This window comes from Haloarcula sp. Atlit-47R (genome assembly GCF_003665985.1).
GTDB classification, from domain to species: domain Archaea; phylum Halobacteriota; class Halobacteria; order Halobacteriales; family Haloarculaceae; genus Haloarcula; species Haloarcula taiwanensis.
On the sequence record NZ_QPLQ01000001.1, the window covers coordinates 372,475 to 386,422 of the forward strand.

At 63.9% G+C, this 13,948-nt stretch carries 12 protein-coding genes; 4 read left to right on the forward strand and 8 right to left on the reverse strand.

Annotation, left to right across the window (positions count from 1 at the left end; genetic code table 11):
- Positions 1-2: 2 nt before the first annotated feature.
- Entirely contained in the window at positions 3-797 is a 795-nt protein-coding gene (locus DVK00_RS01985) for a basic amino acid ABC transporter substrate-binding protein (protein WP_101350696.1), read from the reverse strand.
- A gap of 64 nt (positions 798-861) precedes the next feature.
- Positions 862-1,350, reverse strand: coding sequence for a COX15/CtaA family protein (locus tag DVK00_RS01990; RefSeq protein WP_053967533.1), 489 nt, complete (start codon positions 1,348-1,350; stop codon positions 862-864).
- A 128-nt stretch (positions 1,351-1,478) separates the two neighbouring features.
- On the opposite strand from DVK00_RS01990, the gene DVK00_RS01995 reads away from it, so the two are divergent.
- Complete coding sequence (locus DVK00_RS01995; protein WP_101350697.1) at positions 1,479-3,392, forward strand: methyl-accepting chemotaxis protein; 1,914 nt, start codon at positions 1,479-1,481, stop codon at positions 3,390-3,392.
- Positions 3,393-3,564: 172 nt separating this feature from the next.
- Positions 3,565-5,817, forward strand: coding sequence for an NADP-dependent malic enzyme (locus tag DVK00_RS02000; protein WP_101350698.1), 2,253 nt, complete (start codon positions 3,565-3,567; stop codon positions 5,815-5,817).
- An 85-nt stretch (positions 5,818-5,902) separates the two neighbouring features.
- Here the strand turns inward: DVK00_RS02000 and DVK00_RS02005 are convergent, their stop codons facing one another.
- The 4 genes from DVK00_RS02005 to truD form a co-directional block, all read right to left on the reverse strand.
- Positions 5,903-6,163, reverse strand: coding sequence for a hypothetical protein (locus tag DVK00_RS02005; protein ID WP_101350699.1), 261 nt, complete (start codon positions 6,161-6,163; stop codon positions 5,903-5,905).
- A gap of 328 nt (positions 6,164-6,491) precedes the next feature.
- Entirely contained in the window at positions 6,492-7,154 is a 663-nt protein-coding gene (locus DVK00_RS02010; protein WP_121577148.1) for a ribonuclease H, read from the reverse strand.
- A gap of 395 nt (positions 7,155-7,549) precedes the next feature.
- Positions 7,550-8,245 (reverse strand): phosphoribosyltransferase, encoded by a 696-nt coding sequence (locus tag DVK00_RS02015; protein WP_101350701.1) that lies wholly within the window; start codon positions 8,243-8,245, stop codon positions 7,550-7,552.
- A gap of 68 nt (positions 8,246-8,313) precedes the next feature.
- Positions 8,314-9,696, reverse strand: a complete 1,383-nt coding sequence (gene truD / locus DVK00_RS02020; RefSeq protein ID WP_121577149.1) for a tRNA pseudouridine(13) synthase TruD — start codon at positions 9,694-9,696, stop codon at positions 8,314-8,316.
- Positions 9,697-9,842: 146 nt separating this feature from the next.
- Here truD and DVK00_RS22180 point away from each other — a divergent pair, with 146 nt between their 5' ends.
- Positions 9,843-9,971, forward strand: a complete 129-nt coding sequence (locus DVK00_RS22180; protein ID WP_255410195.1) for a hypothetical protein — start codon at positions 9,843-9,845, stop codon at positions 9,969-9,971.
- Between the two features lie 6 nt (positions 9,972-9,977).
- Here the strand turns inward: DVK00_RS22180 and DVK00_RS02025 are convergent, their stop codons facing one another.
- A complete protein-coding gene (locus tag DVK00_RS02025) occupies positions 9,978-11,327 on the reverse strand; it encodes an MFS transporter (RefSeq protein WP_101350703.1) in 1,350 nt (449 codons plus the stop codon).
- 77 nt (positions 11,328-11,404) lie between these two features.
- On the reverse strand, positions 11,405-12,808 hold the full coding sequence (locus DVK00_RS02030; protein WP_053967526.1) for a short-chain fatty acid transporter: 1,404 nt from the start codon (positions 12,806-12,808) through the stop codon (positions 11,405-11,407).
- A 159-nt stretch (positions 12,809-12,967) separates the two neighbouring features.
- On the opposite strand from DVK00_RS02030, the gene DVK00_RS02035 reads away from it, so the two are divergent.
- On the forward strand, positions 12,968-13,939 hold the full coding sequence (locus DVK00_RS02035; RefSeq protein ID WP_121577150.1) for a C-terminal binding protein: 972 nt from the start codon (positions 12,968-12,970) through the stop codon (positions 13,937-13,939).
- Positions 13,940-13,948: the final 9 nt, after the last annotated feature.

Sequence of the window (13,948 nt, forward strand, 5' to 3'; positions counted from 1 at the left end):
GGTTACTGCTGGCCGAACCACTTGTTCGTCAGGTCTTGGTACGTGTTCCCATCGCGGACTGCGGACAGGCCATCGTTGAGCGCCTGGGTGAACTCGTCGTCGCCCTCCCGGACGCCGAACCCGAAGTTCTCGCCCGTCTCGTACGTGAAGGCGATGGTGACCGGACGCTGTGCGGCGAAGGTCTGTGCGACCGGCTCGTCGATGACGACGGCGTCGATGTTGCCGTTCTGGAGGTCTTCGACCGCCAGCACGTAGTTGCCGTAGGAGTTGTAGTTTGACTCGTCGAGGTTCCCCGGTTCGATGAGTTCCGACTGGACCGTGCTCTCGCCCGTCGTGCCCTTCTGTGCGCCGACTGGGCGCCCGGAAAGGTCCGACATCGACTCCGGTGAGAAGTCACCGTCTTCACGGACGACAATCGCCTGGTTCGAACTGTAGTACGGGTCGGTGAAGTCGATGGTCTCGTCACGCTCGTCGTTGATCGTCATCCCCGCGGCGACTACGTCGATATTCTCGTTCGTCAGCGCCGGGATCAGAGACTTGAACTCGAATTCTTCCCAGCCGGCAAGGGTGTAGTCGGTCTCGTCGACGACCGCTTCAAGCAGGTCGATGTCGAACCCGACGAGTTCGCCGTCCTGTTTCATCTCGAACGGGGGGAACCCCGGTGCAGTTCCGGCAGTGATTTCGGTAGCGCCGCCGTCGCCGCCACCGCCCCCGAAACACCCAGCGAGCGAGACAGCTACTGCAGTTCCACCGACAGTGGAGAGGTACTGGCGTCGTGAAAGACCGTTGTCTGACATAGTCCTCACCACACGACAGACCGGAATATATCTTACGTGTTACCCACAGAGGTGGGACACGTGTTCAATCGTCAGCGCGTGCTGTGTGCTGGGTCTCGGTCGATTGTACCGACGGCGACTCCGCCGTATCGGTGTAGGCCCACGCCGTCGCCGCGACCATCGCACCGAAGATAAGCTGTGCGGCCCCGTGGTGGAGTACCTGCGCCGTGGCACCGAAGTTGAAGATAGTGTTCGCGCCAAGGAGAATCTGCACCGGGAGCACGACCGTGGCAACACCTGTCGCAAGCTTGATCCGCCGGCTGTACTCACCGCGCCACGCGGCGATTGTCGAACCGAGGATGCCAAAGCCAGTGATCATTGCGACTAAACGGTGGAACCACTCGACGAAACTCGCCCAGTTTGCGGGGAACAGCCCCATCCAGCCGTCACAGAACGGCCAGCGTGCCTCACAGGTCAGCCCGGCACCGATAGCACCGGTGTACACGCCGAGCAGGATGAGTGCGAACGTCAGCACCGTCGTCGTCGCCACCAGTCGGCGGAAACGGGTGGTCATACCTAGACCTTCGGTTGCACGTACTTATGCTCTCTTTTCGCGCTCGGCCACCGAGCACAATTATCTTTACTGATACTCTCGGAGTCATCTTTATCTACAGCTGTTAGCCAATGTAACATAACCACCCTATGTTCGAACAGATCCGCACCTATCTCTACGGCCAGCGGTCCCGTTCTCCGGACGCTGCGGCCAGACGGGCGGACGGCGGATTCGTCGCGAGTGACGGACAAGCTCGCTTTCTGGCCGACGCCCTTGACCCGAACTCGCCACGCCTCACTGATCGCTTCGACGACCCGGAGACGGCCGCTATCGGGACACAGCACGTCGAGCGGCAGTTCGAACTCGAGCCTGACGAACTCCGGGCGCTGATTGACGACTACGAAACAGCTGGCATAAGCCAGCGTGAGTTCATCGCCACCCAGGGCTTTGTCACGGAATCGCTCGTCGAAAGTGCGTTCGAACAGCTTCGGGACGAACTCGGCCCGGATGCACAGAATGCTATCGACACTGTCGAGGCAGAGCTTCACGAAGGGCTGGAAACAACACAGTCAGTCACCCAGGCCGGTATCGACGCCTTCACTGACGCTACAGCTGAAAACAGCGCTACCGATGGGTTCGACTACCACGACGTACTGCAGCATATCGGGACGCCGCTCTTTGTTCTGGATACGAACGGTGATATCCGCAGCTGGAACAGTTCGATCGAAAACCTGACTGGTGTCTCCGAGGCCGAAGCAAAGGAGATGGAGATGGCGAGCATGGCGTTCTATCCAGACGGTCGACGCGGGAAGACCCTCGCCGACAAGGTCCTCGACGCACCGGAGACGACCCACAGGAAGTACGACGTGCCAAAGGTCGAAGACGAGGACTTCACGCTGTACCGCGATACGAGCGTGATGGCCGACCAGCACGGAAACGAGCGCAACATCTCGTTCAGCGCCGCCCCCATCTACGACGAGGACGACGAACTCATCGCGGTTGTCGAGATGGTCCAGGACCGGACTGATGAGGCCAAGCGCCACGAGGCGGTGACGGACCTAGTCGATGAGGTCAAATCGACCATGGCTGCACTCAAGAACGGCCGCCTCGACGCCCGGGCGTCGTTCGACCGGACTGACGGCGGCGAATACGTCGACGATCAGCTGTACGAAGTCATCGGGTCGCTCAACGATATGGCAGAACAGGTCGAGGAGCTGGCGGACCAGGTGGACGAGCAGGCACAGCAACTCGCGGTCACTATCGAACAGGCGAACTCGTCCGCAGAGGCCGTCGAAAGTCGCGTTACCGAACAGACCGCCTCCCTCACTCAAGCGGCCGACAACATTCAGGACATCGGGGCTGGGATGGAGGAGGTCGCCGCCACGTCCAGCGAAGTGGCGTCAGCAGCACAGCGCGCGAAGGCGGCCGCAGAAGACGGCTCAGCGGCCGGTGAAGCAGTCATGGATGTCACCGATGGGCTTGCCGAAACGAGCGAAGCCCTCGTGGACACCGTCACTGATCTCGACGACCAGATGGACGAGGTGAGCGAGATCGTCGAAATAATCGCCGACGTGGCCGAGCAGACGAACATGCTCGCGCTGAACGCCAACATCGAAGCGGCCCGGGCCGGTGAAAGCGGGAGCGGGTTCGCTGTCGTGGCCGACGAGGTGAAAACGCTCGCGAACGAGACAAGCGAATACGCCTCCGAGATCTCGACGAGCATTACTTCGATTCAGGACCAGGCGACCGAGACAGCCGAAATGGTCGAGACATCACACGAGCAGGTCGAGCGTGCGGAGTCCGAGATTGAGGACGCGCTGGATGCGCTGGACGAGATTTCCGACGCCGTCGAGGAGGCGACGAGTGGTATCCAGGAAGTCGCCGACGCCAACGACGATCAGGCGAGCGCTATCGAGAACGTGACTTCGATGGTCGAAGACGCGCAGAACCACGCTCGAGAGGCCGAAGCGGCGACGAAGGAGATCGTCGAGGCGACCGACCAGCAGGAAGACGCAGTCACCGAACTGACCGACCGAGTCGGCGAACTCACGAACGCGAACTGAGGGCCAACGGCGGTCCAGCACGACGCTGTCTCGGCAGTGGATATTTTCCAATTGATGGGATACAACCGGGGCAAAATCCGCTGCAACCGGCCGGTATTCGACAACCGTCGTTGTACCGCTCGTCCGTTGACGGTAAACTTGTCTTTTTTACAGTTGGGTTCGACATCCGGGTATGGGACTTGACGAGGACGCACTGGAGTACCACCGGAGCAAGCCGCCGGGGAAGATAGAGATTGCGACAACAAAGCCGACGAACACCCAACGTGACCTCTCGCTGGCGTACTCGCCCGGCGTGGCCGCACCGTGTAAGGAGATAGACGAAGACCCCGAGCGGGCCTTTGAGTACACCGCGAAGGGGAACCTCGTCGGCGTCGTCTCCGACGGGTCCGCCGTGCTCGGCCTGGGCGACATCGGTCCGGAGGCCGGGAAGCCGGTCATGGAAGGCAAGGGCGTGCTGTTCAAGCGGTTCGCCGACATCGACGTGTTCGACGTGGAACTGGACACGGACAACGCTGAGGCGATGATACAGACGGTGGCGGCGATGGAACCGACCTTCGGCGGTATCAACCTGGAAGACATTGCCGCCCCGGAGTGTTTCGAAGTCGAGCGCCGACTCAGCGAGAAACTCGACATCCCGGTGTTCCACGATGACCAACACGGGACCGCGATCATCTCCGGCGCGGCGCTCGTCAACGCGGCCGACATCGCCGAGAAGGAACTGGAGGACCTAGAGGTCGTCTTCTCCGGGGCCGGAGCGTCCGCGATTGCCTCGGCGAAGTTCTACGTCTCTCTGGGCGTCTCGAAGGACAACATCACAATGTGTGACTCCTCGGGTATCATCACTGAGGAGCGGGCGACCCACGAGGAACTCAACCGGTTCAAACAGGAGTTCGCCCGGGATATTCCGGAGGGTGGCCTCGCCGACGCGATGGACGGGGCCGACGTGTTCGTCGGGCTCTCAGTCGGCGGCATCGTCGACCAGGAGATGGTGCAGTCGATGGCCAGCGACCCCATCATCTTCGCGATGGCGAACCCGGATCCAGAAATCGACTACGAGTCTGCCAAGTCCGCCCGTGACGACACGGTTATCATGGCGACCGGTCGTTCAGACTACCCGAATCAGGTCAACAACGTCCTCGGGTTCCCGTTTATTTTCCGCGGCGCGCTCGACGTGCGAGCGACCGAAATCAACGAGGAGATGAAGGTGGCAGCGGCCCGAGCGCTGGCCGACCTCGCCAAGCAGGATGTGCCCGACGAGGTCGTCAAGGCTTACGGCGACCAGCCGCTGCAATTCGGCCCGGACTACATCATTCCGAAACCGCTGGACCCGCGGGTCCTGTTCGAGGTGACGCCCGCGGTCGCCGAGGCCGCCATCGAGAGCGGCGCGGCACGGACGGAAATCGATACGGAGGCCTACGTCGAGGAACTCGAAGCCCGGCTTGGCAAGTCCCGCGAGATGATGCGCGTCGTGCTCAACAAAGCCAAGAGCGACCCCCAGCGCGTCGTGCTCGCCGAGGGCCACGACGAGAAGATGATCCGCGCGGCCTACCAGCTGGTCGAACAGGGTATCGCCGAGCCGATACTCATCGGCGACGCCGACCGCATCGAGTCCACGCGCCGGAAGTTCGGGCTTGAGTTCGACCCCGTCGTCGTCGACCCTGAGACGGCCGACGTGGCCGACTACGCCGACCGGCTGTACGAACTCCGCCAGCGCAAGGGCGTCACGCGCCGCGAGGCCGACGAGCTCATTCGGGACGGGAACTACCTCGGCAGCGTCATGGTCGAGATGGGCGACGCCGACGCGATGCTGACCGGCCTGACCCACCACTATCCCTCGGCGCTGCGCCCGCCGCTCCAGGTTATCGGGACGGCTGACGACGCCGACTACGCGGCCGGCGTCTACATGCTGACGTTCAAGAACCGCGTCATCTTCTGTGCCGACACCACCGTGAATCAGGCCCCCGACGCGGACGTGCTGGAGGAGGTCACCCGCCACACGGGGGAACTGGCCCGCCGGTTCAACGTCGAACCGCGGGCAGCGATGCTGTCGTACTCCAACTTCGGCAGCGTCGACAACCTCGGGACGAAGAAGATCCGCCGGGCTGTCTCTCGCCTGCAGGACGACGACCGCGTCGACTTCCCGGTCGACGGGGAGATGCAGGCCGACACCGCCGTCGTGGAGGACATCCTGCAGGACACCTACGAGTTCTCGGAACTCGACGACCCCGCGAACGTCCTCGTGTTCCCCAACCTCGAAGCCGGGAACATCGGCTACAAGCTCCTCCAGCGGCTTGGCGGCGCTGAGGCCATCGGGCCGATGCTCGTCGGCATGGACAAGCCGGTCCACGTCCTCCAGCGCGGCGACGAGGTCAAGGACATCGTGAACCTCGCCGGCGTCGCTGTCGTCGACGCGCAACAGGAGTAACGGACAGGCGACTGCTTTTTTCGAGTTAGGTCGGAATCATCCGTCCGAAAAACGTAGCGTTCAGGCCTGTCGCCGGAACGCGATGTCACGTATCGCCTCGCCGTCGGCCGCGGGTCGGCGGGTGGAGGAAGAGCGCGTCGACGACCGCCACGGCGCCGACGAGCGACGCGCCGGTTATCGCCGCCTGCAACGAGAGGCCCAGAACGACCGCGGCGGCGAGTGTGAGGACAAACACCGCGGGGATGACGGCGAGGACGAGGTCGTGCCGCGTCGGCGACTGACGCGGCAACAGCTGCTCGACGTACTGTCCGCTGAAACCGTCGGGTCCGTCAGTTCTGGTACTCAACGTAGCTCACCTCCCACCGTATACTATCTCATTTCTAATACATAAAATTTGGTCTGTGTGACGTTACCCGAACGTACGCGGCCACTCGCTACGCTATCTGCATAACTTATAGAGATAATCTACTGTGAAACAGGACCGGTACAGCACCCTAGAGCCGCTCGCTACGACACGCTCTCACCGTGGCTGTCGAATCTCGCAGAATCGTCGCCGTATGTTAGTATCCCGAACTCGGGGGCAGGGCCGGAGAGAACCAGATGGCGACGCGGCGCTGTCGGCAACGATTCGAGAGAACAGGGGGCCGCCGGTCGGTGGGACCGACCGGATGCCGTCAGTCCGATGCCCCGCCGCGCTCGGCGCGCGACGGCGGCGGGACGCGTTCGTTCACGGTCGGCGCGTCGGGGAGGACACACCGGTCCGGTTCGCCGTTGACGTGGGCGTACTGGTCGGGCGCGTTCGCGAGCGGATGCGCGGGGTTGCGGTCGCCGGAAATCCGTGCGGCGCGGACCTCGCCGAACCCGTTGATACGTGCCTGAATCCCGCGCCAGTGCAGCCCTGTCGCCGGCGGGACCGACACGGAGTGTGGTGGGTCGTAGGCGGAGCCGTGAGAGGCCAGTACCTCCGCGTTCACGTTCTCAGCGAGCTGGTCGTGGTCGATGAGTAAGCCGACGCGGGCGTTGGGCGGAGCCCGTCTCGCAAGCACGTCAAGCCCCAGATGGAGTGCCCGATACTCCGCAACGTTGTTGTCGGGGCAGGTGTCCGGGACCGATAGCCTGACGACGCGCTCACCGTCGAGAGTTTCCACGACGACACCCAGTCCGCCGGTCGAGCTAGCTGCCTCGCTGTCGGGTGATGTGGTGCCGTTGTGGGGTCTGAACGACCCGTCTGTGGCGATGTAGGAGTCTCGATGGTGACTCCGCGGTGGATGCGCGATGTGCGGCGTCGGTGATTCATCGAACAGGTCTCGAAGTGACGGCCGGCCGTAAGCGGCCATGGTTTCTGTTGGGTGAGCAGGGTATTAAATATATTCCCTCAACGGGGTGTTCCCGTGTGATGGTTTTGGCGGCCCACCGGGCGGCCCTACTGCCGTGTCAGACCTGCGCTCGCGTCGAATGTGTTAGCAGGTGAGAAAGAGTTATACCGATGTAGAACCATGTTACCAACACACATGACTCCAACGAAAATTCGTGAACGACTCGAAGAGTCCGAGGAACGAGTCGACACAGAACTGTTCCTCAGTGCGTTAGAGTACGTTCGGGACGACGGCCGAACTCGCCGTTAACCGCGTTTGTATCGTGACCGGCGGCGGTGTGTATTGGACCTAGCGGCAGTGGGCGTCGGGACTAGCGAGCGTGAGCGATACCTGCCGGGCTGTCGCGGCTGACCTGCTCAGTCGTCGGTGAGTTGCCAGCCGTCACCGACCGATTTGACGACGTCCCGCCGTTCCATCTCGGTCGTGACCTCGCCCAAGCGGTTCGGCTGTGCGATTTCCAGATTCGTCCGGCTAACACCGTGGTACTCCCGGAGCAGACGGCGGATGTCATCTTCGGTGTGGGTCTGCTGATCGCTCTTTGCCATCACGCCCGCGACGAGTTCGACCATGTCCTCGACGAAGTTCCAGGGGTAGACGACCCAGGTCCACTCGTCGAGGCGCTCGCCGACGAACTCCGGTTCGTGGTCGCTGGTCTGGAGCAACTGGAGCGTCGCCGTTCGGACGCTGCTTGGGTTTCGGTCGCGGACGCACTCGGCGGCTGTCTCGATTGACTGGCCGGTGTCGGCGATGTCGTCGACGACCAGCACGTCCTTGCCTTCGACCGCGCCGTCGGCCAGCGGGTACTTAATCTGTGCCTCCTCGCCTTTCGCCGCGGTCCCGACGTAGTGTTCGACTTTCAGGCTCGCCAGGTCGTCCAGCCCGAGGAAGTCACAGAGACAGCGCCCGCCGAACCAACCGCCCCGCGCCAGCGCGACGACCACGTCGGGCTCGAACTCGGCGGCCTTCACGTCGTCGGCCACGTCTCGACAGAGGCCGTAGATGTACTCCCAGTCGGTGATGGTACACGAAAACTCGTCCGGTAGCTCGCCCATACGAGATGGCGTGTGTGGCCGGACTTAACCGTTGCATATTCCGCGTCACTTGCGCCACAAGCGACTGCTCACTCTGCCGGGTCGCCTTTCCGGAACTCCCGGAGGACGACTGTCGCGTAGCTCCCCTTCGGCAGCGAGAAGGTGAACGTCAGGTCGTCGCCGGTACGGTCGACGCCGAGGTCGGTCCGGAGCAGTATCGCGCGGCGCGTCCCGTCGCTGTCGAACGCCCCGGGGAGGTCGAAATCGCCGCGTTCGAGCCCGAGGTCGTCGAGGACCCCGCGGGCGATGTCGCCCGGCTCGCCGCCGCCGAGGTCGGTGTCGGTCCCGACCAGCGGCGCGGTGACAAACGCTCGACCACGCTCGCAGTGACGCTCGACGGTCGAGAGCCGCTTTGCCGTGACCTCTTGGGTGCGGTCGGCGTCCGGAATCGGGAAGTCCTCGGGCGCGTCGCTGTCCCGGAAACAGACCACGTCGCCCTCGACCGGCCGGTCGAAGGGGAGCCCCCGCTCCAGCCGCTCCGAGAGGATGCGGTTGAACACGTAGGACTGTGCAGCGTTGACGAACAGCGACTGGAGGTTCGACGGTAGCGCTTCTAGCGCCTCACGGAAATCCGTCGGCTCATCGGCCCCGTTCTCGACCAGGCGGTGACAGATGGAGCGCTCGTAGCCCAACGCGCCGGGCAGCCTGTCCAGCGCGCCGGCCCAGTCGTGAGTTTCGTCGACGTACGCGCGGGCTTCCCGGGTTGACTCGGGTTCGCGGTCGTGGGGGTTCCCGACGTAGGCGAGAACCGCATCCTCCCACTCGCCGCGAGCGATGGCCAGCCCAACCTCGTGGGTGACCGGCCGGCGGGACCCGAACCGCTGCTGGCCGAAGTAGTTGGGCACGCCGACCGTCGTGTCGCCGGCCGGTAGCGCGGCGTCGCTGGAGCGGTCCTCGCCGGCAGTCGGGTCCTCCCCGGCGGCGAACGCCTGGAGGTCCGCCACGACGCTCGCGGCGGCGTCGTCGTTCTCGGTGTCCCGGACGACGATTTCGAAGGCGTTGCCAGCCAGGTCGCCAAAGAGGATGGGGCGGCCGGCGCGGCCGACGACTTCGATGTCCGTGCCGCCGATATCCGGCAGGTCCCCGGCCGCGACGCCTTTCACCGAGAACAGCTGGGTCGTGACCGCGCGCTTGTCCTTCGTCCCCGCCCACGACACCCGCTCGCGGGAGATGCCCAGTCGGTCCGACAGCTCGCTGGCGAAGTCGTTTGTCTCCCAGTTGCGAAGCTCCGCCCGGAAGACGAGATGCGGGTACGCGCCGGTGTCGGCGTCGACCGGCTCGGTGTCGAACGCCTCCAGTTCCCGAACCCGGAAGTCCGCCGGGGCGGCACGGAGGCGGCCGCCCACCCCGTCGGCGTCGCTGACGTAGTACTCCATGCCGACCGCTCGCTCGATTGGATGGGCGTCTCGCATTGGTCGAGTAGTTCGTTGCTCGGCGCTTATGACTGGCGTTTGCGGACTCGGCGTGGGTCCGTCTCTCAGCCGATACCTAGTGTTATCACGGGACATACTCTATCTAGCACAGGTCGTGGCTGTGCAGGCGACCCGAGAGCACCACGATGCCAAAGCTAGCATGTGAGAGTTGTGGACGGGAGATAACGTTCGACAGGGACGGTCAGGAGTCCCGCGCACCGATGCGGTACTGCCCTCGCTGTGGCGAGGAGTTCCCGCCCCGCGAGGAGTGGTAAGCCCGACTACTCGTAGGCTTCGAACTCCCGACCGAAGGCGACGAAGTAGGCGACGCCGGCCAGTCCGACGGCGGTAGCGACGCCGAAGGCGAGTTCGGGGCCGGCCCGTAGCGTCACGCCACCGACGCCGACGGCCCACTCACTGCCGTACAGCCAGCCACCGAGCGCAGCGCTGGGGATGACCAGCGTATTCCGAAGCAGGTAGTACGTCCCGGTGACGCGGCCGCCAGTATCCTGTTTCGCCGGGCCGACGATGAGCGCCTTGTGAGCGGGCAGGCCGGCAAATCGCAGGCCCGAAAACGCGAACAACAGCACCAGCACCCACTGGTCACCCGGTGCGAAGATGAGCAAGAGTGGAAAGACGGCGTAGACGAGAAAGCCCAGTGCGACGGCGGGCTTGAGGCCGGCCCACTCGGTGAGTTTTGCGACGGGGGCCATCGAGAGGATAGCGACGACCATCTCGACGCCGAGCAGGACGCCAAAGAAGGCGTCGGGCCGCAACTGGACGCCGAAGCCGGTGAACCCCACAGCGAGGAACTCGGTGACGACGATGACGAAGAAGACATACACCATGCCGTTAGCGAACCGGACGAGCGTATCGGCGACCAGCAGCGGGCGGAGCGTCGCCGGCATCGTCCGCAGGTCGGCGAGAATCTGGTCGATGCCCTCGAAGGACTTCCCGAGCGTGTCCTCGCTGGCGTCGTAGAGGACGTGCTGAGCGACAGTGGCGACGACGCCACAGGCAAGCGCGACCGCCAGCACGCGCTGGAACCCCTCGACGAACGTCGCAGTCGTCGCCAGCAGCGCCGCGGCGGCGAGCGGTCCGAGCAGGAAGCCGATGCGGCGGAACATCTCCGTGCTGGCAAATCCCATCGCCAGTCGCCCCGGCGGGACGCTCTGCTTGACGATAGCGAATGTCGCACCCAGCCCGAAGGACTTCCAAGCCTGTGCGAGAAAGAGGCCGACGAACACGAGCGTCCAGGCCGGCAGCGTCACCGTTCCAAGCGCGATGTCGCCGATGACCGAAGCGAGATACCAGATACCGAAGCCGACCGTCGCCAGCGTCGCGAAGGCGGTCAGTGCCAGCCGCGAGCCGATGCGGTCAGACACCGCGCCGCCGGGGTAGGGGTACACCGCGCTGATGAGGTTCCCGACGCTCCCGTACAGGCCGATGACGCCGGCACTGGCCCCCAGAATCCGCATGTACTCGGGGACGTACCGGCTGGTCATCTGGAACGCGAGGCTGAATGCCAGCATGGACAGCGACAGCACGAGCACGTCCCGCTCCAGCGCGAAGAACTGCCGAAAGGAGTCGAGAAGATCTACGTCCCCCTCGGCTCCCGTCTCAGTTGCCATTGTCGGAGTGCAGTTTCTCTAACAACTTAACGCTCGAAGAAGAGGCAATCAGCCTCGGCTGTCACGCCGCTGCCGTCTCAGTACGGGAGGACGAACAGCACGACAGCCAGAAACGGCGTCAGCGCGAGCAACATTGCAATGGCGTAGCCGAACATCTCCCGGGCCTTGATGCGGGTGATAGCGAGCAACGGCAGCGCCCAGAAAGGGTTCAGGAGGTTCGTGTGGGCGTCGCCGACGGCGTAGGCCATCGTCGCCTGACCGGCCGGGACCCCGAGGTTCTGCGCGGCTTCGAGAATCGGCGGCCCGAGGATGATCCACTCGCCGCCGCCGGAGGGAGCAAAGATGTTGACCGTCGCGCCGGTGAGCCAGGCGATGACCGGGAACGTCTGTGGCGTCGAGACCGAGATGAGCGCGTTTGCCATCAACTGCGCCAGCCCGGAGGTGGCCATCATGCCCTGAATGCCGGCGAAGAACGGAAAGAGCAACACGATGCCCGAGGCGGCGGTCGCCGCCTCGCCGAACTTCTCCCGGTAGGTCTGTGGGTCCATGTAAATGAAGATACCAATCGTCAGGAAGCCGAAGTTGACGATGTTCAGTCCGAGCGCGTCGATGCCGGACTGGACGAACTGTGAGGCGACCAGCGCGATGCCGGTCAGGCCGATAATCCCGCCGAGAACGCGACTGTGGTTGATGCGCTCGGCCGGGACCTGATTGGTGGTTGCGGTTGCTTCCACGCCGCCGTCACTCGCGGATTCGAACAGGTCGTCTTCGGGGATGTAATGCGTGATGCCCCGCGCCTGGTCTCCGGTCGGCGTGATGACGTAGAGGACGACGAGCGCGTAGGCTATCGACAGGCCGGTCAGAATGAGGCCGTAGGGGTGGAAGATGGTTTCTGAGGCGGAGACGACGACGTCAATGACGCCCTGCTGAATGAACTCATTGCCCTCCGTCGCGAGCAAGAGCGGTGCAGACCCGGACAGCCCCCAGTGCCAGGTGAGACCGAGACCGAGGTAGCCCGCGACACAGAGGACCGGATAGTGGACGTTGATGTCGTTCTCGTGGGCGGTCTTGCCCATCTCCCGGGCGAAGATCGCGCCGAGGATGAGGCTCAGTCCCCAGTGGACCCAGCCAAGCAGCATCGTCAACAGTCCGACGAGGACGACCGCCTGCTTTCCGGTGCTGGGTAGCTCTGTCAGCCGGCGGATGCCGGCATTGACGCGCGGATGGTACGCCACAACGAAGCCCGTCATCAGGATGAGGACCATCTGCATCGAGAACGTCAGGAAGGCCCAGAAGCCGTCGTACCAGAACTGGACCATCTCCACGGGGCCGGAGCCGGTGAGGCCGACGCCGGCCAGAAACACGACGTAGCTGAGGATGAGCGCGAACAGGAACGGGCTTGGCATCCACCGTTCCACCCACGCAGAGAGTCGATAGCCGATACGTTCGAGCGCTGTCTCACCTGTGTTACCAGCCGACATACTGTTGCCACCTCCTCGCGAATGTATCATAAAAGTTTGCTACTATTCTGTCAGTTCTGTGCCGGTTACCGGGGCGCAGTAGTGCCACAGTGACGCGGTTTCAATGACTGAACCGATCCTGACAGATGATTTTATTTCCGGGGCAGAGCAAGCCAGAGTATGTCTCACAAAGTTGTCGTCTCTGACACCAAAGTGATGGACGGAGAGACACGGGCGGCGGTGCTGGATGCGGTTGAAGCGACCGTCAAAACGACAGCGGCGAAAGAACCGGCGGCCGTCGCGCGCGCAGTGAACGACGCTGATGCGTTAATTGTCGACGCCGGCACACAGGTCACAGCCGAGGTCGTCGAAGCCGGGGACTCGCTCAAAGTGGTGGGGCGGGCTGGCATCGGCGTGGACAACATCGACGTGCGAGCGGCGGTCGATGCCGGTGTGAGGGTGGTCAATGTCCCGGACTACTCTGTCGAGGAGGTGTCAACTCATACGTTCGCGCTCACGCTGGCTTGCCTGCGGAAGATACCGACGTTTGACCGCTCGGTCAAGCGTGGTGAGTGGGAGTGGACTGTCGGCCAGCCGATGCGCCGTCTTGCCGGTAGTACCGTGGGTCTCGTTGCCTTCGGTAAGCTTGCCAGCCGCTTCGCCGCGAAGCTTCGAGGGTTCGACGTCGATGTCGTCGCCCACGACCCGTACGTGCCCGAGTACCGGATGGGCGACCTCGGTGTCGAGTCAGTCACCTTCGAGACGTTGCTGGCCGATTCCGATATCGTCTCGCTGCACGCCCCGCTGACCGACGAGACACGGGAGATGGTCGACGCGGACGCGCTCGACCGGATGCGCGACGACGCGCTGCTCGTGAACACGGCCAGAGGCGGCCTCGTCGACGAAACGGCGCTGTACGACGCGCTCGTCAGCGGCGACCTCGGCGGGGCCGGACTAGACGTGCGCGAGCCAGAACCGCCCGGAGACGCACCGCTTCATGACCTCGATAGCGTCGTCTGTAGCCCGCACGTCGCGTGGTATTCCGAGGCGTCCCGGGTCGAGCTGACACAGACCGTGGCCGAAGATGTCATCCGGGTACTGCGGGGCGAGGAGCCCGAGAATCCCATCGACCCCGAGACCGGCTGGTTCTGACGGGTTCGG

Excerpts from the sequence above, each read along its gene's own strand:
- DVK00_RS01985 (WP_101350696.1), bottom strand. The coding sequence starts at position 797 with ATGTCAGACAACGGTCTTTCACGACGCCAGTACCTCTCCACTGTCGGT.
- DVK00_RS01990 (WP_053967533.1), bottom strand. The coding sequence starts at position 1,350 with ATGACCACCCGTTTCCGCCGACTGGTGGCGACGACGACGGTGCTGACG.
- DVK00_RS01995 (WP_101350697.1), top strand. The coding sequence starts at position 1,479 with ATGTTCGAACAGATCCGCACCTATCTCTACGGCCAGCGGTCCCGTTCT.
- DVK00_RS02000 (WP_101350698.1), top strand. The coding sequence starts at position 3,565 with ATGGGACTTGACGAGGACGCACTGGAGTACCACCGGAGCAAGCCGCCG.
- DVK00_RS02010 (WP_121577148.1), bottom strand. The coding sequence starts at position 7,154 with ATGGCCGCTTACGGCCGGCCGTCACTTCGAGACCTGTTCGATGAATCA.
- DVK00_RS02015 (WP_101350701.1), bottom strand. The coding sequence starts at position 8,245 with ATGGGCGAGCTACCGGACGAGTTTTCGTGTACCATCACCGACTGGGAG.
- truD (WP_121577149.1), bottom strand. The coding sequence starts at position 9,696 with ATGCGAGACGCCCATCCAATCGAGCGAGCGGTCGGCATGGAGTACTAC.
- DVK00_RS22180 (WP_255410195.1), top strand. The coding sequence starts at position 9,843 with ATGCCAAAGCTAGCATGTGAGAGTTGTGGACGGGAGATAACGTTCGAC.
- DVK00_RS02025 (WP_101350703.1), bottom strand. The coding sequence starts at position 11,327 with ATGGCAACTGAGACGGGAGCCGAGGGGGACGTAGATCTTCTCGACTCC.
- DVK00_RS02030 (WP_053967526.1), bottom strand. The coding sequence starts at position 12,808 with ATGTCGGCTGGTAACACAGGTGAGACAGCGCTCGAACGTATCGGCTAT.
- DVK00_RS02035 (WP_121577150.1), top strand. The coding sequence starts at position 12,968 with ATGTCTCACAAAGTTGTCGTCTCTGACACCAAAGTGATGGACGGAGAG.